Annotated in this window: 17 protein-coding genes; 14 read left to right on the plus strand and 3 right to left on the minus strand. The window is 68.0% G+C overall.

The window, feature by feature from the left end:
• Nucleotides 1-5: 5 nt before the first annotated feature.
• Nucleotides 6-941 carry a 2-hydroxyacid dehydrogenase gene (locus ACZ50Q_RS00200; RefSeq protein WP_464082051.1) on the plus strand — a complete coding sequence of 312 codons (936 nt, stop codon included), beginning with the start codon at nucleotides 6-8 and terminating at the stop codon, nucleotides 939-941.
• Nucleotides 942-1386: 445 nt separating this feature from the next.
• On the plus strand, nucleotides 1387-2220 hold the full coding sequence (locus tag ACZ50Q_RS00205) for an AraC family transcriptional regulator (protein WP_464080162.1): 834 nt from the start codon (nucleotides 1387-1389) through the stop codon (nucleotides 2218-2220).
• A gap of 40 nt (nucleotides 2221-2260) precedes the next feature.
• Here the strand turns inward: ACZ50Q_RS00205 and ACZ50Q_RS00210 are convergent, their stop codons facing one another.
• Nucleotides 2261-3157 (minus strand): LysR family transcriptional regulator, encoded by an 897-nt coding sequence (locus ACZ50Q_RS00210; RefSeq protein WP_464080163.1) that lies wholly within the window; start codon nucleotides 3155-3157, stop codon nucleotides 2261-2263.
• Between the two features lie 159 nt (nucleotides 3158-3316).
• On the opposite strand from ACZ50Q_RS00210, the gene ACZ50Q_RS00215 reads away from it, so the two are divergent.
• The 3 genes from ACZ50Q_RS00215 (at nucleotide 3317) to ACZ50Q_RS00225 (ending at nucleotide 8209) form a co-directional block, all read left to right on the plus strand.
• A complete protein-coding gene (locus ACZ50Q_RS00215; RefSeq protein ID WP_464080164.1) occupies nucleotides 3317-4297 on the plus strand; it encodes a Bug family tripartite tricarboxylate transporter substrate binding protein in 981 nt (326 codons plus the stop codon).
• A gap of 137 nt (nucleotides 4298-4434) precedes the next feature.
• Nucleotides 4435-6498, plus strand: coding sequence for a hydantoinase/oxoprolinase family protein (locus ACZ50Q_RS00220; protein WP_464080165.1), 2064 nt, complete (start codon nucleotides 4435-4437; stop codon nucleotides 6496-6498).
• Nucleotides 6485-8209, plus strand: a complete 1725-nt coding sequence (locus tag ACZ50Q_RS00225; RefSeq protein ID WP_464080166.1) for a hydantoinase B/oxoprolinase family protein — start codon at nucleotides 6485-6487, stop codon at nucleotides 8207-8209. Before ACZ50Q_RS00220 ends, ACZ50Q_RS00225 begins: the two co-directional genes overlap by 14 nt.
• 13 nt (nucleotides 8210-8222) lie before the next feature.
• Here ACZ50Q_RS00225 and ACZ50Q_RS00230 read toward each other — a convergent pair whose 3' ends face one another.
• Nucleotides 8223-9026, minus strand: coding sequence for a GntR family transcriptional regulator (locus ACZ50Q_RS00230; RefSeq protein ID WP_464080167.1), 804 nt, complete (start codon nucleotides 9024-9026; stop codon nucleotides 8223-8225).
• A 184-nt stretch (nucleotides 9027-9210) separates the two neighbouring features.
• Here ACZ50Q_RS00230 and ACZ50Q_RS00235 point away from each other — a divergent pair, with 184 nt between their 5' ends.
• The 9 genes from ACZ50Q_RS00235 to ACZ50Q_RS00275 are packed head-to-tail and all read left to right on the plus strand — an operon-like array spanning nucleotide 9211 to nucleotide 17468.
• Nucleotides 9211-10242 carry an ABC transporter substrate-binding protein gene (locus ACZ50Q_RS00235; RefSeq protein WP_464080168.1) on the plus strand — a complete coding sequence of 344 codons (1032 nt, stop codon included), beginning with the start codon at nucleotides 9211-9213 and terminating at the stop codon, nucleotides 10240-10242.
• Nucleotides 10243-10288: 46 nt separating this feature from the next.
• Complete coding sequence (locus ACZ50Q_RS00240; protein ID WP_076518201.1) at nucleotides 10289-11356, plus strand: ABC transporter ATP-binding protein; 1068 nt, start codon at nucleotides 10289-10291, stop codon at nucleotides 11354-11356.
• Nucleotides 11353-12219: an ABC transporter permease gene (locus tag ACZ50Q_RS00245; protein ID WP_076518199.1), complete on the plus strand. Its 867-nt coding sequence runs from the start codon at nucleotides 11353-11355 to the stop codon at nucleotides 12217-12219. Before ACZ50Q_RS00240 ends, ACZ50Q_RS00245 begins: the two co-directional genes overlap by 4 nt.
• 1 nt (nucleotide 12220) lies before the next feature.
• The gene (locus ACZ50Q_RS00250; RefSeq protein ID WP_076518197.1) at nucleotides 12221-13021 is read left to right on the plus strand and encodes an ABC transporter permease; all 801 of its coding nucleotides are present in this window, start codon (nucleotides 12221-12223) and stop codon (nucleotides 13019-13021) included.
• Entirely contained in the window at nucleotides 13021-14178 is a 1158-nt protein-coding gene (locus ACZ50Q_RS00255; protein ID WP_464080169.1) for an NAD(P)/FAD-dependent oxidoreductase, read from the plus strand. Before ACZ50Q_RS00250 ends, ACZ50Q_RS00255 begins: the two co-directional genes overlap by 1 nt.
• Entirely contained in the window at nucleotides 14162-14470 is a 309-nt protein-coding gene (locus ACZ50Q_RS00260; protein WP_076518193.1) for a (2Fe-2S)-binding protein, read from the plus strand. Before ACZ50Q_RS00255 ends, ACZ50Q_RS00260 begins: the two co-directional genes overlap by 17 nt.
• Nucleotides 14467-15909 carry an FAD/NAD(P)-dependent oxidoreductase gene (locus ACZ50Q_RS00265; protein ID WP_464080170.1) on the plus strand — a complete coding sequence of 481 codons (1443 nt, stop codon included), beginning with the start codon at nucleotides 14467-14469 and terminating at the stop codon, nucleotides 15907-15909. Before ACZ50Q_RS00260 ends, ACZ50Q_RS00265 begins: the two co-directional genes overlap by 4 nt.
• Before the next feature lie 12 nt (nucleotides 15910-15921).
• Complete coding sequence (locus ACZ50Q_RS00270; protein ID WP_464080171.1) at nucleotides 15922-17085, plus strand: NAD(P)/FAD-dependent oxidoreductase; 1164 nt, start codon at nucleotides 15922-15924, stop codon at nucleotides 17083-17085.
• Nucleotides 17082-17468: a RidA family protein gene (locus ACZ50Q_RS00275; protein WP_464080172.1), complete on the plus strand. Its 387-nt coding sequence runs from the start codon at nucleotides 17082-17084 to the stop codon at nucleotides 17466-17468. The genes ACZ50Q_RS00270 and ACZ50Q_RS00275 overlap by 4 nt, the downstream gene beginning before the upstream one ends.
• Here the strand turns inward: ACZ50Q_RS00275 and ACZ50Q_RS00280 are convergent.
• Nucleotides 17443-18723, minus strand: a complete 1281-nt coding sequence (locus tag ACZ50Q_RS00280) for an amidohydrolase family protein (RefSeq protein ID WP_464080173.1) — start codon at nucleotides 18721-18723, stop codon at nucleotides 17443-17445. The genes ACZ50Q_RS00275 and ACZ50Q_RS00280 overlap by 26 nt on opposite strands.
• Between the last annotated feature and the right edge of the window lie 12 nt (nucleotides 18724-18735).

The raw sequence follows: 18735 nt of genomic DNA on the forward strand, positions 1-18735 counted from the left end.
CCCGCATGCGGCTCATCATCAACTCCGGCGGCCCCCACGCGATCGACGAATGGCGCGCGCAGTTCCGCGCCTTTGCGCCGGAACTGGAGGTCGTGGGCTGGCACGAAGACGCCGACCCCGCCAGCATCGACTACGCCCTCGTCTGGGCGCCCGACGCAGGCCGCCTGGCCACCTTCCAGAACCTCAAGCTCATCATCAGCGCCGGCGCCGGCGTTGATCACATCCTCGCCGACCCCGCGCTGCCCCGGCACCTGCCCATCGCGCGCATGGTCACCGCCCGCACGCAGACGGAAATGGCGGAGTTCGTGCTGACCAGCGCCCTCATGATCACGCGCAACGTCAAGACCATCGTCGACAACCAGTCGCGCAGCCACTGGGAAACCTTCGACTCCCTGCGCGTTGCCGCCGACGTGCGCGTCGGCATCATGGGCCTGGGGCACCTGGGCGTCGCATCAGCCCAACTGCTGTCGCGCGTCGGCTTTCCCGTCAGCGGCTGGTCCCGCGGCGCCAGCACGTTGCCGGGCATGCCCTCGTACGCGGGCCAGGAACAGTTCGGCGACTTTCTCGCCGGCACCGATCTCCTCGTGTGTCTGCTCCCCGCCACCGACGCCACCCGCGGCATCCTCAACCGCGCCACGCTGTCCCAACTGCCCAAGGGCGCCAGCCTCATCAACGCCGGCCGCGGTTCGCACATGGTCACGCAGGACATCCTGGACGCGCTGGACAGCGGCCACCTGGACCAAGCCGTCCTGGACGTCTTCGAGCAGGAACCGCTGCACAAAGACTCCCCACTGTGGACGCACCCCCGCATCACCATCACCCCCCACTGCGCCGCGATTCCCGACCGCAAGGAGCGCGCCCGCCACACGGCCCTGCTGATCGCAGCCAATGAGCGCGGAGAACCCCTCCCCAACATCTACGACGCGCAACGCGGCTACTGACACCCCCGCAAGCGCGAAGCGTCATCGCCAGACGCAAGACACCGCGTAAGCTTCACCAGGCCGCCCGCGCGGCCGCCGTGAAGCGGCCCCCGCAAGACCTTCCCCCTTCCCCCACCGCCTGCAAAAACGCCAAGCACCCCGCCCGCCCCAGCAATGCAGAAACCCGGACCACCAGAGCACGGCGCGGCGGCGGCCTCGGGGCGCGGGGCGTGTAGATGCGCCCGAGGGAAACCGAAGGGAGCCGAAGGCGTACGAGGTTGACGAAGGGGCAGTCCGGAGCGAAGGCTCCGGACCGCAATCGTAGCCCCGCGCCCCGAGGCCGCCGCCGCGCCGTGCGCCTAAAGAACCCAATCCCCCAAGCCAAGAAAAACCCCACCCAAACACCCAACAAAAACCGCAAAATCTGCAAACAGACAAAAGCTACATTGCCCTCCAAGGAGCAAGCATGAAGCCCGCAACGCGATCCCTCTACGCCCAACGCCTGGACCCGGTCCTGCGCTGGCTCGCCGCCAACCCCGACGCCGATCCCGACCTGCACCGGCTCGCCGACCTGGCCTGCCTGTCGCCGTACCACTTCCATCGCGTCTACCGCGCCATGATGGGAGAAACGGTCAACGCCACCGTCCAGCGCATCCGCATGCATCGCGCGGCCGTGGCCCTGGCCGGCACGCAGACGGCACTAAGGGACGTTGCGCAACGCGCCGGCTATGAATCCGACGCCGCGTTCAACCGGGCTTTCGGCGCAGTGTTCGGCATCTCGCCAGGCCGGTATCGCGCCGCCCGCTCCCAACCTTCCACCACCAAGGAGTCAGCCATGTACCCTGTCGTCATCGAAAACTTCCCCGGAGCCACCCTCGCCGTCCTGACGCATCGCGGCAGCTACCAGGACATCGGCCCCGTCTTCTCAAGAGCCTTCATGCTCGCCATCGGCCGAGGCATCGCCACACCCGACACCACCGGCTTCGGCATCTATTTCGACGATCCCGAGCAGGTCCCGGAAAGCCAGCTGCGGTCCCTGGCCGGCATGCCCGTCGCGCCCGACGCCGACCTCGGCCAGGAGCTCGAACGCTTCGAAATCCCCGCCGGCCGCTGCGCCATCCTCACCTACACCGGCCCCTACAACGAAATGAAAAAGCCCTACGACTGGCTCTTCTCGGAATGGCTGCCCGCCAGCGGCCAGGCCCCCGCCGACTTTCCCATGTTCGAGCAATACCTGAACGACCCGCGCACCACCCCGCCGGCCCAGCTGCAGACCCGCATCTGCCTGCCGCTCAAGTAGCGAGCGACCACCCGGCAGCGCAAATCAGCCAACCCGCCCGCTATCCCAGCACGCCGGCCAGATACTGCCGCAGCCAGGCGTGCGCGGGATCGTCCTGGTAGCGTTCATGCCAGTACAGCGACACCGCGATCGGCGGCAGCGCCAACGGCACCTTCTGTGTCACGATGCGCGCGCTGCCCGACATCGCTTTCGCGATGCTCACCGGCATCGTCGCGATCAGGTCCGAGCCCTCCACGATGAACGGACACACCAGATAGCTCGACAGCGTCGCCACGATCTTGCGGCTGCGGTTCTGCCCCATCAGAATGCGGTCGATCGCCGTGCTGAAGTAGCGCGTGTGCGCGGCCAGGTCCAAATGCCCGTAACGCAGATAGGCATCCAGATTCCAGCGCTTGCGCAGGCACGGATGCCCTTCGCGCACGATACACACCGCCGGCTCCTGGTACAGAAAGCGCGTGCGCAGGTCCGGCGCCGGATCGGGAAAATAGCCCGCGATCAGCTCCACGTGATTCGTGTCCAGCATGCTCAGCCCGTGTTGCGGCCGCGCCGGCACGATCTGCAGCTGGAAATGCGGCGCGTCCACCGCCAGCCGCGGAATCAGCTTGGGCAGCAGCGTGTACTGCACATAATCGGTGGCATAGAGCGACAGCGTGCGCGACGAATGCGCCGGATCGAACGCCTCGCGTGTGCGGGTCGCGCGATGCCAGCCTTCAAGCAGCGGCTTGAACTGCTGGTGCAGCTCCAGCGCGCGCAGCGTGGGCTGCCACGCCCCGCCTTCGCGCACCAGCAGCGGATCGCCGAACAACCCGCGCAGCCGGTTCATCGCCGCGCTCATCGCGGGTTGGCTGATGTTCAGCGCCTCCGCCGCGCGCGAGACATTGCGGCACGCCATCAGCGCATCGAAATGCAGGAGCAGATTCAGGTCCGGATTCTTCATCGCCGCACGCCCATAAATGGCATCTATACCAATATAAACCTGTAGGACTGCTGTCATCGCCGAGGCAGGCCTAGCATGACCTCGTTGTTGCAGCGAACCAAGGTTGGACACGCATGATCCGGCCACAAGGAAGTTCTATCAACAAGGGGAAACCAAGCCATGAAAACAGGGCTACTACGCAGTTGCCGTCGCATCGCCGCCGGCGTCGCGCTCTTTGCGGCAGCCGGATCGGCCAGCGCCGCCTGGCCGGACAAAGTGATCCGCATCGTCGTGCCGTTCGCGGCCGGCGGCTCCACCGACCTGGTGGCGCGCAAGATCGCCGAAGGATTGGGCCAGCGCCTGGGCGCCAACGTCATCGTTGAAAACCGGCCCGGCGCGGGCGGCACCGTCGGCACCGAATTCGTGGCGCGCCAGCCCGCCGACGGCTACACCATCCTGATGGGATCGGTCAGCACGCACGGCAGCGCGCCGTGCGTCTATTCCAAGCTGCCCTACGACGCCGTCAAGGACTTCACGCCGTTGACGGTGGTGGCCACCATCCCCAACGTCATGTCGGTCAACCCGTCCGTGCCGGCGAGCAACCTGCAGGAATTCGTGGCCCTGCTGAAAAAACAGCCCGAAAAATACTCCTTCGCATCCAACGGCCAGGGCACTTCCAACCACCTCGCGGCCGAACTCTTCAAGTCCACCGCCGGCGTGTCCATGGTGCACGTGCCCTACCGGGGCTCGGGTCCCGCGCTCATCGACCTGGTCGGCGGACAGGTCAACATGATGATGGACGTGGTGATGACGTCGAATCCGTACATCAAGGACGGCAAGATCAAGGCGCTGGCCGTGACCTCGCCGCAGCGCTCGCCCATGCTGCCGGACGTGCCCACCGTCGCCGAATCGGGCTATCCGGGCTACGAGGCCATGGTGTGGTTCGGCATGCTGGCCCCCGCCAACATGCCCGAGGCGGTCCGCGCCAAGCTGACCGACAGCCTGGTGCAGACCCTGCACGCGCCCGCCATGAAGACCTATCTGGAACAGCAGGGCGCCCAGGTCTCGGACGTGTCCGGACAGGCGTTCGGCACGATGATCAAAGACGAAATCAGCAAGTGGTGCCAGGTCGTGAAAAAGGCCGGCATCCATCTGGACTGACCCTCCCGCCACCGCGCGCGGCCGTGGGCAGGCCCTACGGCATCGGGCCCGCCCGCGCGCGCGGCGGCCGGGAGTCCTGTTGCCGCGCGGCGGGCGTGCGCGGCAATGCAAGACCCTTCTTTCCGGGAACAAACGATATGTATCGCATAGGGATAGACGTCGGAGGCACGTTTACCGATTTCACGATGATCGACGAGGACGCCGGCGAGGTGCACTTTCACAAAGTGCCTTCCACGCCGCACGATCCCTCCGAGGCCATCGCCACCGGCATCGGGCAGATGCTGGCGGACCACGGCGTCGCGCCCTCGCAGGTGTCGCACGTCGGCCACGGCACCACCGTGGCGACCAACCTCATCATCGAACGCAAGGGCGCGCGCGTCGGCCTGATCACCACGCGCGGCTTTCGCGACGTGCTGGAGATCGGCCGCCAGACGCGCCCGCACCTCTACGACTACAGCGTCGGCAAGCCTCCCGTGGCCGTGCCGCGCGAATTCCGCGCCGAAGTCGACGAACGCGTGAACGCCGCGGGCGAGGTGCTGACCGCGCTGGATGAAGCGCAGGTGCGGGACGCCGCGCGGCGCTTTGCGCAGGCCGGCATCGAGGCCGTCACGATCTGCTTCCTGCATGCCTACCGCAACCCCGCGCACGAACGCATCGCGGCGCGGATCGTGGCCGAGGAAATGCCGGGCGCCTACATCAGCCAGTCCTCCGAAGTCCTGCCCGAATTCCGCGAATACGAACGCCTGTCCACCACCGTGCTCAACGCCGCGGTGGGGCCGAAGATGGCGCGCTACCTGGAGCGCTTCCTGCAGCGCGTGCGCGAGCTGGACATCGGCCACGAGCCGCACACCATCCATTCGAATGGCGGCCTGATGTCGATTGCCACCGTGCGCCAGTATCCCGTCCGCACCTGCCTGTCCGGCCCCGCCGCCGGCGTGGTCGGCGCGGCCGCGGTGGGACGCGCCATCGGCAGCCTGAACCTGGTGACGTTCGACGTCGGCGGCACCAGCACCGACGTATCGCTGGTGTGCGAAGGCCGCCCGCTCTTCACCTCGCACCGCCATGTCGCCGGCTACCCGGTCAAGACGCCGATGGTCGACATCCATGTCATCGGCGCGGGCGGCGGCAGCATCGCCTGGCTGGACGACGCCGGCGCGCTCAAGGTGGGGCCGCACAGCGCGGGCGCGGTGCCCGGGCCCGTGGGATACGGCCGTGGCGGGCAGGAGCCCACCATCACCGATGCCGAGATCGCGCTGCAGCGGCTCAATCCCGTGGCGCTTCTGAACGGCCGCATGCCGGTGTACGCAGACGCGGCGCGCGAAGTCATCCGCAGCCGCGTTGCCGAACCGCTGGGCCTGGACATGGAAGCGGCCGCCGAAGGCATTCTGCGCATCGCGGCGGCCAACATGAGCCGCGCGATCCGCGCGGTATCGACCGAGCGCGGCTACGACCTGTCGCGCTTTGCGCTTTACGCCTACGGCGGTGCGGGTCCGCTGCACGCCGTGGAAGTGGCCGAGGAATGCGGCATTCCCGTCGTCATCGTGCCGCAGGAGCCCGGCACGATGTGCGCGCGCGGCATCCTGCTGAGCGACATCTCGTTCGACTTCGTGCAGAGCGAGATCGCGCTGGCCGGCGCGGACACCTGGCCCGCCATCACGGCCATTTTCGAGGGCCTGCGCAAGCAGGCGCAGGACTGGCTGGCGGCCGAGCGGGTCGACCCGGCGCTGCGCGTGTGCCAGAGCGCGATCGATGCGCGCTACGAGGGCCAAAACTTCGAGGTGCAGGTCAGCCTGGCCGACACCGGCGAGGGCGGCTATGAGGCATTCGCGCGGGCATTTGCGCAGGCCCACGAGCGCGAGTACGGCTACACGGTGGACGACCGCAAGGTCCAGATCATCAACTGCCGCATGCAGGCCGTGGGCCAGGTGGTCAAGGCGCCGCTCGCGCCGCGCCACGTGGGCGGCACGCTGCAGGACGCGGCGCTGGGCCGGCGCAAGGCGTATTTCGGCCCGGCCCATGGCTGGCTCGACACCCCCGTCTACGACCGCGATCGCGTACCCACCGGCGCGCGCTTCACGGGGCCGGCGCTGCTCGAGGAAATGAGCTCCACCACAGTGGTGGGCGTGGGCCACGCGGCCAGCGTCGACGAATACGGCAACCTGATCATCCGCCTGCAAGGAGGCTCGCATGACCCAGCCTGATCCCATCCTATCCGGCGAGCAGGACGCGGCGCCCACCCTGGCCGACCCGATCGGCATGGAGGTGTTCTGCAACCGCCTGCTGTCCATTACCGAGGACATGAACAACACCCTGGTGCGCGCGTCATTCTCGACCAACATCAAAGAGCGCAAGGACTGCTCGGTGGCGCTCTTCGACGCGGCTGGACGGCTTGTCGCCCAGGGCACGCAGATTCCGCTGCACCTGGGCTCGCTGGACGGCGCCATGCGCGCCATCCTGCGTACGTTCCCGGTCGGCGGCATCCGCGACGGCGACGTGTTCATCTGCAACGATCCCTACCTGGCCGACGGCAGCCACCTGCCCGACATCAACATCGTCACGCCGGTGTTCTGGGACGGCGTGCTGCGCTTTTTCGCGGCCAATATCGCGCACCACTCCGACGTGGGCGGCGCCGTGCCCGGCTCGATCGCCGGCGGCCTGAAGTCGATCTTCGAGGAAGGCATCCGCATCCCGGCCTGCCGCATCGCCCGCGCGGGCGAAACCGACGAAGACCTGCTGCGGCTCATCTGCGCCAACACCCGCGACCCGGAAGAGCGCGTGCTCGACCTGCGCGTGCAGATGGCCACCAACCGCCGCGGCGCGGCCGCAGTGCAGGGGCTGATACGGCAGATGGGGCTGGACGCGGTGCTGCGCTCGGTGGACGACGTGATCGCGTACACGCGGCGCCGCCTGCTGAACCGCATCGCCGAGCTGCGGGCCGGCAGCTATACCTTCCGCAGCGACCTGGACGACGACGGCATGGGCGGCGACCCGGTGCCGATCCAGGTCACGCTTACCGTCAGCGCGGACAACCTGCACTTCGATTTCGCGGGGTCGGGCAAGCAGGCGCGCGGCGCCATGAACCTGCCGATCAACGCGCTGCGCGCCTGCGTGTACTACGCCGTGAAGGCGCTGCTGGACCCGGACCTGGCGCCCAACGCGGGGCTGTTCGATCCCATCACCCTGTCGGCCCCGGTGGGCACCATCACCAATCCCGAGCACCCGGCCGCAGTGGGCGCGCGATCGATCACCGCGCAGAAGGTGGCGGGCGCGATTTTTGGCGCGTTCCGCGGCCTGCTGCCGCCGGAACGGACCATGGCGTCCAGCAATGACTGCTGCCCCGCCATCGTGTTTTCGGGCCGCTGGCGCGAGCGCGCCGGGCATTTCGTGTACCTGGAAACGCTGGGCGGCGGCGCGGGCGCGCGCTTCGACGCGGACGGCATGGACGCCGTGCACGTGCACATGACCAACACGTCCAACCTGCCGGTGGAGGCGCTGGAGAACGAGTATCCGTTGCTGATGGACGAGTACGCGATGATCCAGGACTCGGGCGGCGCGGGCCGCACACGCGGCGGCATGGCGATCGCCAAGCAGATCCGCGCGGTGGGACCGGGCATCGTGTTTTCGGCGCGGTCGGACAGCCATACGGTGGGCGTGGCGGCCGGCGTGGACGGGGGCGGCGACGGGCGTCGCGCGCGCCTGATCCGCAACTTCGGCACACCCCGGGCGCAGGAGCTGTTCTCCAAGACCGCGAACATTGCGCTGGAGCCCGGCGAAAGCGTGCGGATCGAGACGCCAGGCGGTGGCGGCTACGGCGCGCCGTCAGCGCGGCCGCGGGCGCGCGTGGAACAGGACCTGGCGGACGGCAAGATCAGCGCCGAGGCGGCGCGTGCGGACTATGGCCCGTCCGCGTAAAGCGTCGCGCGCATCAACTGACGTTGAGCGTCATCGAGTACTTCATCTTGTCGTGCGGGAACGTGGTGATGGTGGCAAGCAGCAGCACGCCGCCGTCGCCGTAGTACCGGCGCGTGATGACAAAGCCCGCGGTGCCGGCGTCGATCTGGAGTTGCCTTGCCATGGCCGCGCCGATGGGCGTGGCCGAGAACTCCTGGTTCACCTCGGTGATGCGGTCGCCAAAATGGTCTTCGATCAGGCGCAGCAGCGATATCCGCGACTTCACTTCCACCCGCACGTCCGAATGCGCCGGATCCGCATAGATCAGCGTGCAGGCCGCGGCCGTGTCGGGATCGTCGAGGGTCTTGATGGAGTTGATGTGCAGCCAGGGCTGGCCGGCCTCGCAGCCCAGCGTTTCCGCGAGCCGCTTGGTGAGCTTGACGGTGCGCACGTCCTGCACCAGCAGCGCCGCATTGCGCGCGTACTGCAGCAGGTCGGGAAACTGCGAGATGCGCTGCGTGAAACGCGTGGTCGCGCGCGCCGTTTCCACGCGCGTGCCCACGCCGGGGCGGCGCGACACCACGCCCGCCACCGTCAGCATGCGGATGGCTTCGCGGATGGTGTGGCGGCTGGCGCCGAACTGTTCGCACAGCTCGTGCTCGGTGGGAAGCAGGGTCATGACGGGATAGCGCCCGGCGCTGATGTCCTGGGAAAGCGTCTGATAAATGCTCTTGTAGCGCGGGCCGCCCGCGTCGGCTGCAGGGCGCGCCGCGCCGGGCCGGCCGCGCGCTTCCCGCTCCCCGCCTGGGCTGGCGGCGCGCTCGGAGGATCGGGTCATGAGGTTGGCTCCTAGATTGGTTTTATAGGGTTTGTCCGGACAATAACCGATTGACAAGGCAGTCTTGCTGGATCCATTATTTGTCCGGACATTCATGTACGGACAAATTGTACGGCGGACATGAGGTTGCCGGGCAACAAATCAGGTAGTTCTTGCAGTTCTCTTCCAATATTCGGGGGTTCTCATGAGCAAGGTATTTGCAGTGCTCGCAGCGGCGGCGGTGGCCGTCGGGCTGGGCGCCAATGCACAGGCGCAGCAGAAACTGGTGGTCGCAGGCTACGGCGGCTCGTTCGAAGACATCATGCGCAAGGAAATCTTCCCGCCCTTCGCCAAGCAGCATGGCGTCGAGCTGGACTACGTGGCCGGCAATTCCACCAACACGGTGGCGCGCCTGCAGGCGCAAAAGAGCAACCAGCAGATCGACGTCGCCATCATCGATGACGGTCCCATGTACCAGGCCATTGCGCTGGGCTTTTGCGAGCCCATCAAGAACCTGCCCGCCGACGACATCTACACGACGGCGCGCTACAAGGATGACAAGGCCGTCGCCATCGGCATCGTGGCCACGGGCATCATGTACAACAAAAAGGCCTTCGAAGAAAAGAAGTGGGCGCCGCCCACCTCGTGGAAGGACCTGAAGGACCCCAAGTACAAAAAGCAGCTCGTCATTCCGCCGCTGAACAACACCTACGGCCTGCACACGCTGGTGGAATACGCCCGTGAAGGCGGCGGCGGCGAAAAGAAGATCGACCCGGGTTTCGCCACGTTCAAGAGCGAGGTCGGCCCCAACGTGCTGGTCTATGAACCGTCGCCCGGCAAGATGACCGAACTGTTTTCCAGCGGCCAGGCCACCATCGCGGTCTGGGGCAGCGGCCGCGTCAAGGCCTTTGCCGACACCGGCTTCCCGGTGGGCTTCGTGTATCCGCAGGAAGGCGCCTATGCGCTGCTGTCGTCGGTGTGTCCCGTCGCCAAGCCCAACGCCAATCCCAAGGCCCAGGCCTTCGTCGAATACCTGGTGTCGCCCGAGGTCCAGGAAAAGCTGGCGTCCGCTTACGGCTACGGCCCGGTCAACAAGAAGGCCAAGGTCACGGACGATCCGCGCGTGCCGCTGCCTATCGGCAAGCGCGCCGCCGACCTCATCGTGATCGACTGGGACACCGTCAACCAGAACCGGGACGACTGGAACAAGCGCTGGACGCGGGAAATCGAGCGCTGACCGCCTGCGCATACGGGCGGCGCGCGCGCCGCCACCGGGAGCATTCATGACTTATCTTGTGCTGGACCGCCTGAGCAAGCGCTACGGCGAGACCACGGCCGTCGAGAACCTGAGCCTGTCGGTCAGGCAGGGCGAGTTCATTTCCCTGCTGGGGCCCTCGGGCTGCGGCAAGACCACCACCCTGCAGATGATCGCGGGGTTTGTCGAACCCAGCGGCGGCCGCATCGTGCTGAACGGCAAGGACGTCAGCAAGGTGCCCGCCAACAAACGCGGGCTGGGCATGGTGTTCCAGAACTATGCGCTGTTTCCGCACATGACGGCGGCCGAGAACGTGTCCTTCGGCCTGGAAATGCAGCGGGTGAAAAAGGACGAGCGCGAGGCCCGCGTGGCGGATGCGCTCAAGCTCGTGGGCCTGTCGCACCTGGCCGACCGGCATCCCGCTCGCATGTCCGGCGGACAGCAGCAGCGCGTGGCGCTGGCCCGCGCGCTGGTCATCCGGCCCAGCGTGCTGCTGCTGGACGAACCGCTCTCCAACCTGGACGCCAAGCTGCGCGAGGAAATGCAGCTTGAACTGCGCAGCATCCAGCGCACCGTCGGCACCACCACCATCCTGGTCACGCACGACCAGTCCGAGGCGCTGGCGCTGTCGGACCGCATCGTGGTGATGAACCAGGGCCGCGTCGAGCAGGTGGCTGAACCCTTCGCGGCATACGAAGGCCCGGCCAGCCATTTCGTGGGCGGCTTTCTGGGCAAGGCCAATGTGTTCACGCCGCAGGCCGAGCAATACGAAGGACAGACCCGGGCGCGCATCGGCGAGGCCCATGTCGCCATGGAGGGCGCGCCCGTGCCGCAGGGCGCGGTCATCGTGCGGCCCGAGAAGATCCTGTTCTCGGAGCCGGCCGCCTGTGCCCTGCCCGGCCGCATGAAGACGCGCGTGTTCCAGGGCAATCACTGGCTGTGCCAGGTGGAAACGTCGGTGGGCGAGGTCATGGTGATTCGCCAGAACGACGGCGTGCCGGTACCCGCCGAAGGCGAGCCGGTGCATCTGCGCTGGCGCGCGCAGGACATGTGCGAAGTCAACCCGGCCGGCGCGCCGCAAGGCCGCGCGTCATGACCGCCCGCACCAACCCGTGGGTGCTGAGCGCCCCAGCGCTGGCGGTGTATGCCACGTTCCTCGTGGTGCCGATGGCGCTGGTGTTCCTGATCAGCTTCTTCGACTTCCAGTTCTACGGCGGCATGCAGGCCACCTTCACCTGGAAGAACTACATCGAGATTTTCTCGGACGGCTACTACTACGAGATCTACGCGCGCACCTTCGGCGTGGCGGCGGCCGTGACACTGGCCTGCCTGGTGCTGGGCACGGCCGAAGCCTATGTGCTGTCGCGCATGGCCAATCCCTGGAAGGGGCTCTTCCTGATGGTCGTGCTGGGCCCGCTGCTGATCTCGGTGGTGGTGCGCACGCTGGGATGGGCGCTGCTGTTCGGGTCCACCGGCCTTATCAACAAGGCGTTGATGGGCATCGGGATCATCTCCACGCCGATCGACCTGATGTACAGCAATCTGGGCGTGGCCATCGCGCTGACGCATGTGCTGGTGCCCTTCATGGTGATCTCGGTGTGGGCCTCGCTGCAGCGGATCAATCCAGCCACCGAGGCGGCGGCGCTGTCGCTGGGCGCCAGCCAGTTCACCGTGATCCGCCGCGTGATCGTGCCGCAGGTGATGCCGGGCATCCTGTCCGGCGCGATCATGGTGTTCGCGATGGCGGCCAGTTCGTTCGCCACGCCGGCCATCATCGGCGGACGGCGCCTGAAAAACGTGGCCACGGCCGCCTACGACGAGTTCCTGAACACGCTGAACTGGCCGTTGGGCGCGGCGCTGGCGGTGGTGTTGCTGGTGGCGACCGTGGTGGTGCTGCTGTCCGCCAACCGCATCATCGAGCGCCGCTATGGCGCGGTGTTCAACCAGGCCGGAGGCTGACATGCAATTTCGCAACGGCCCGATTGGCCTTGTGTTCCACACGCTTTTCATTCTCTTCATCCTGGCGCCCATCGTGATGGTGTGCGCGGTGGCGTTCACGTCCGAAGGCTTCATCTCGCTGCCCTCGGGCGGGCTGTCGCTGCGCTGGTTCCGCGCCATCCTGGACAACCCGCGCTTCGTGGACGCGTTCTGGTTCAGCCTGGGCCTGGGCACCCTGTCGGCCACGCTGGCGATCGGGCTTGCCGTTCCCAGCGCGCTGGCCATCGCGCGCAACCGCTTTCGCGGCCGCGAGGCCCTCGTGGCGTTCTTTCTGTCGCCGCTGATGATTCCGCACGTCGTGCTGGGCCTGGCCTTCCTGAAGTTCTTCACGACCGTGGACCTGGCGGGCACGTACTTCGGCCTGGTGGTGGCGCACGTAATCCTGGTCATGCCTTACGCGCTGCGGCTGGTGCTGGCGTCGGCGGCGGGCATCGATCCGGCGTTGGAGCGCGCCGCGCAATCGTTGGGCGCGTCCAACTGGACGGCGTTTCGCCGGGTGGTGCTGCCGCTGCTGCTTCCCGGCGTGGTGAGCGGTTGGGTGATCGCGTTCATCACCAGCTTCGATGAGCTGACGATGTCGATCTTCATCGCCTCGCCGTCCACGACGACCCTGCCGGTGCGCATCTTCCTGCACATCGAAGACACCATCGATCCGCTGGTGACGGCGGTGTCGGCGGTGCTGATCTACGTGACGATCATTGCCATTTTCATCCTGGACCGCGTCGTCGGCCTGGAAAAGCTGTTTGTAGGAAAGGGACGCTAATGACGGACGAGAAAGAACTGGCGCCGCGCGCGCCCGCGCACCGCGGCATCTACGATGCGGTGGTGATCGGGGGCGGCCTGGTCGGATCGGCCGTGGCCTACGGGCTGCGGCGCGAACTGGACCACGTGGCCGTGCTCGATGAGGGCGACGTGGCCTATCGCGCCTCGCGCGGGAACTTCGGGCTGGTGTGGGTGCAGAGCAAGGGCATGGGCCTGCCGCGCTACGGCGTGTGGACGATGACGTCCGCGCAAGGCTGGCCGACGCTGGCGGCGCAGCTGCTGGCGGAAACCGGCGTGGACGTGCACCTGGAGCAGCGCGGCGGACTGCACGCGCTCTTGAGCGACGAAGAGGTCGAGGCGCGCACGCGCTTCATGAGCACGCTGCTGGCGCAGCCCGGCATGGCGCAGTACGAATGGAAGATGCTGGACCGCGCCGAAGTCGCGGACCTGGTGCCCGGCATCGGTCCCGAGGTGCGCGGCGCGACGTGGACGCCGGTGGACGGCATCGCCAATCCGCTGAAGCTGCTGCGCGCGCTGCACACGAGTTTTGCACAGCGGGTTGTGGATTACCTGCCGCGCCGTCCGGCGCAGGCCATCAAACGGCGCGACGGCGTGTTCGAGATCGCCACGCCCGGCGGCACGGTGCGCGCGCACAAGGTGGTGCTGGCCTCGGGGCTGTCGAACAAGCAGCTGGGGGACCAGGTCGGCCTGGACGTGCCGGTGCGGCCGCAGCGTGGGCAGATCGTGGTGCTGGAGCGCACGCGCCGCATGCTGGAGATCCCGTTGTCCACGCTGCGCCAGACCGATGAAGGCACCTGGCTGATCGGCGATTCGCAGGAAGAGGCCGGTTATGTGGACAACCTGGTGGGGTTGCCCATCCTGGGCACGCTGGCCGATCGCGCCGTGCGCACGCTGCCCGCGCTGCGTGAGGTGCGCGTGGTGCGCAGCTGGGCGGCGCTGCGCGTCATGTCGCAGGACGGCTTTCCGATCTACCAGCAATCCGAAACGTGTCCGGGGGCGTTCGTCGCCACCTGTCACAGCGGCGTGACGCTTGCCGCCGCGCATGCGCTCAATCTGGCGCCCATGATCGCCGCCGGCCAGCTGGCCGACGACATGGCGCCCTTCTCGACCCGGAGGTTTCATGTTCAAGCGGCTTGACGAGGCGCAGCGGCAGGCGCAGGGCGCGCCGGTGCGGATCACGGTCAATGGCGCCGAAATGCTGTGCCGTCAGGGCGACAGCGTGGCGGCGGCGCTCTTTGCGGGCGGCGTGCAGGCCTGTCGCGATACGGCGGTCAACGAAGTGCCGCGCGGGCCGTACTGCATGATGGGCGTCTGCTACGACTGCCTGGTCACCATCGATGGGCAAGCGAACCAGCAGGGCTGCATGACGCCCGTGCGGGAAGGAATGAAGATCGAGCGCCAGTTGGGCGCGCGCAAGGTGCAGGCATGATCGACACGACGCAATGCGATTTGTTGGTGGTGGGCGCGGGCCCGGCCGGCCTGGCGGCCGCAACCCTGGCCGCGAACCTGGGCGTGGACACGGTGCTGCTCGATGAGCAGCCCGCGCCGGGCGGCCAGATCTACCGCGCGATCACCACGACGCCGGTGACCGACAAGGCCATCCTGGGCGAGGACTATTGGCATGGCGCGACGCTGGTGCCGCCGTTCCAGCAGTCCGGCGCGCGCTACGTGCCGGGCGCGACCGTGTGGGCGGTGGCTCAGCGCACGGCGCCGCAGCCAGCGGAGGGCTTCGAGGTCGCGTACTCGGTGAACGGCGAGGCGCGCATCGTGCATGCGCGCCGCCTGCTGCTCGCCACCGGCGCGCAGGAGCGGCCTTTCCCGATCCCGGGTTGGACGCTGCCCGGTGTCATCACCGCGGGCGCGGCGCAGATCCTGCTGAAGTCTTCCGGCGTGGTGCCGTCCGACCGCACGGTGCTGGCGGGTTGCGGTCCGCTGCTGTATCTGGTGGCCTGGCAGTATCTGAACGCCGGAGTCAAGGTCGACGCGCTGCTGGAGACCACGCCGCCCGGGCGCATGGGGCAGGCGCTGCCCAAGGTCTGGGGCTTCCTGCGCTCGCCGTACCTGGGCAAGGGCCTCAAGCTGCTGCGCGCGGTCAAGGCCGCCGTGCCCATCGTCAAGGGCGTGACGGCGCTGGAGGCGCTGGGCGACGGCAAGCTGCAAAGCGTGCGCTACACCGCTGGCGGCGTCACCAAGACGCTGCCCGCCGACCAGCTCATGCTGCACCAGGGCGTGGTGCCGAACGTGAACCTGTCGCGCGCGGTGGGCGCGGCGCATCGCTGGAACGAGGCGCTGGACTGTTGGGAGCCGCAGGTCGACGACTGGGGCACGACCTCCGTGGACGGCATCGGCATGGCCGGGGACGGCGCAGGCATCGCCGGCGCGCTGGCGGCCGAACACCGCGGCCGGCTGGCCGCCCTGCAGGCCGCGCATCTGCTGGGCCGCATCGACGCCCGCCAGCGCGACAGCGAAGCCGCCGCGCCGCGCGATGCGCTGGCGCGGGCCGTGCGCGGCCGGGAGTTCTTCGACGCGCTGTACAAGGCGCCAGAGGCCTTCCGGCGGCCCACTGGCGACACCATCGTCTGCCGCTGCGAGGAAGTGACCGCCGCGCAGGTGCGCGAGACCGTCAAGCTGGGCTGCAGCGGTCCGAACCAGATGAAGGCCTTCCTGCGATGCGGCATGGGACCGTGCCAGGGCCGCTTCTGCGGGCTGACGGTGTCGGAGATCATCGCCGAAGAGCGCGGCGTGCCGACACAGGAAGTGGGCTATTACCGGCTGCGCTTTCCGACCAAGCCGCTGACGCTGGGCGAGCTGGCGTCATTGCCGCAGACCGACGAATCGCGCCAGGCCGTGGTCCGCCTGAAGAAATGACGGATGGACACCATGACCGTTCAAGGGCGGGCGGCTGAAGTCATCATCATCGGCGGCGGGCTGCACGGCAGCTCGGCCGCGCTGCACTTGGCGCGCGCCGGCGTGCGCGCGCTGGTCATCGAGAAGAACTACGTCGGACGCCACGCGTCGGGCGTGAATGCGGGCGGCGTGCGCACGCTGTCCCGCCATCTGGCCGAGGTGCCGCTGGCGCTGGCCTCGCGCGAGCTCTGGTATCGCATCGGCGAGCTGGTGGACGACGACTGCGGCTTTGAGCAGCACGGGCAGGTGCGCGTGGCCGAGAATGCCGCCGACGTGCAGACGCTGCGCGCGCGGCTCCAGACCATGACGGACCATGGCTACACGCACGAGCAGTGGATAAGCCGCGAAGACCTGCTGGACCTGATCCCGGCCATCGCGCCCACGGTGCAGGGCGGCCTGATCGCGCGCGAGGACGCCGCCGCCGACCCCTACCGCACGACCCTCGCCTTTCGCACGAAGGCCGCGAGCCTTGGCGCGCGCTTTATCGAAGGCGTGCGCGTGCAGGGCGTGGCGTGGCGGGACGGACAGTGGCGCGTGGACACCGATGCGGGCGTGTACACGGCGCCGCAGGTGCTCAATTGCGCGGGCGCCTGGGCCGACCGCATCGCCGCGCAGTGGGGCGAGCCGGTGCCGCTGTTGCCCATCAGTCCCATGATGCTGGTGACGCTGCGCATGGACCACTTCCTGGATCCCGTGGTGCTGGGCACCGGCCGCGCGCTGTCGTTCAAGCAGCGCGCGAACGGTACCGTGCTGATCGGCGGCGGCCGGCGCGCGTGGGTGGACCGCGACGCCGAATGGACCGAGCTGGATTTCCGCTCCCTGGCCGAAGGCGCGCGCACGGTGGTCGACCTTTTTCCGCACATGCGCGATGCGATCGTGAATCGCGGCTGGGCGGGCATCGAAGCGGCCATGCCCGACGAGATACCCGTGATCGGGCGCAGCAGCCGGCATGAGACGGCCTTTCACGCTTTCGGTTTTTCGGCGCACGGCTTTGAGCTGGGCCCCATCGTCGGCCGCATCATGGCCGACCTGATCACCAAGGGCGCGACGGACCTGCCGATCGCGCCATTCCGGATCGACCGCTTTCCGGCTGCCGCGCAGGCGCGCAGCCCATCCGCCAAGGAGCAAGACGAATGAACGACATCGTGCGAATGGATTCCAACGAACGCCTGTCCCGCATCGTGATCCACGGGGACACCGTGTATGTGGCCGGCGTGACCTCGACGGCACAGGGCGGCATCGCCGCGCAGACGCGCGACGTGCTGGACAAGATCGACGGCTATCTGGCGCGGGCCAATACCGACAAGACCCGGCTGCTGTCCGTGCAGATCTGGCTCAAAGACATCGAGCGCGATTTTGCCGGCATGAACGAGGTGTGGGCGCAATGGGCGCCGCCCCGCGCGATGCCCACCCGCGCCACCTGCGAGGCCAGGCTGGCCGGGCCGGAGATGCTGGTGGAGATCATCGTGACCGCCGCCACGCGGCCCGGGTACGTCAGCGGGCCGGTGTCTGAAAGCTGACTTCGCCAGGGCGGCCCGGCAGGTGCAGCGTGGCGGTGGCGGGCGGCGTGGTCGCCACCACCTTGCCCGCGCGCAGCACCATCAGGCGCGTGGCGCGCAGGCGCAGCGCCTCGACCGCGTCGCGCGCCTGCAGCAGCACCAGGTCGGCGCGCTTGCCCACCGCCAGGCCCGTCTCGTCCAGGCCCAGGATTTTTGCGGGCGTGGTGGTGACGGCCTCGAAACAGGCGCGCATGGCGTCCTGGCCGGTCATCTGGCCCACGTGCAGGCCCATGTGCGCGACTTCCAGCATGTCGCCGGAACCCAGGCTGTACCAGGGGTCCATCACGCAGTCGTGGCCGAAGGCGACGGGCACGCCGGCCGCCATCAGCTCGGGCACGCGCGTCATGCCGCGGCGCTTGGGATAGGTGTCGTGACGGCCCTGCAGCGTGATGTTGATCAGCGGGTTCGCAATGGCCGACACGCCGGCCTCGCGGATCAGGGGGATCAGCTTGGACACGTAGTAGTTGTCCATCGAGTGCATGGACGTCAGGTGCGAACCCGTCACGCGGCCTTGCAGGCCGAGGCGCTGCGTGTGATAGGCCAGCGTCTCGATGTGGCGTGACAGCGGGTCGTCGCTTTCGTCGCAGTGCATGTCCACGCGCAGGCCGCGTTCGGCGGCCAGTTCGCACAGGATGCGCACGGATTCGGCGCCGTCCTGCATGGTGCGCTCGAAGTGCGGAATGCCGCCCACCACGTCCACGCCCATGTCCAGCGCGCGCTTCAGGTTGTCCAGCGCACCGGGGGCGCGCAGCACGCCGTCCTGCGGAAAGGCGACGAGCTGCAGGTCCAGGTAGGGCTTCACTTTTTCGCGCACGTGTAGCAGCGCTTCGGTGGCCAGCAGGCGCGGATCGCACACGTCCACGTGCGAGCGGATGGCCAGCAGGCCGCGCGCCACGGCCCAGTCGCAATAGGCCAGCGCGCGTTCGACCAGCGCTTCCTGCGTCAGCAGCGGCTTCAATTCGCCCCACAGCGCGATGCCCTCGAGCAGCGTGCCCGACTGGTTCACGCGCGGCAGTCCGAAGGACAGCGTGGAGTCCATGTGGAAGTGCGCGTCGACGAAGGGCGAGGTCACCAGTTGCCCGGCGGCATCCACGGTCTGCGCGGCCTCGGCTTTCAGCGCGGGTTCCAGCGCGGCGATGCGGCCTTCGGCCACGCCGATGTCGATGTTCTTGCGGCCGTCGGGCAGCGTGCAGTTCTTAAGAATCAGGTCGAACATGCGAGTTCCTTG

This window comes from Achromobacter sp. T5-5, from assembly GCF_055397965.1.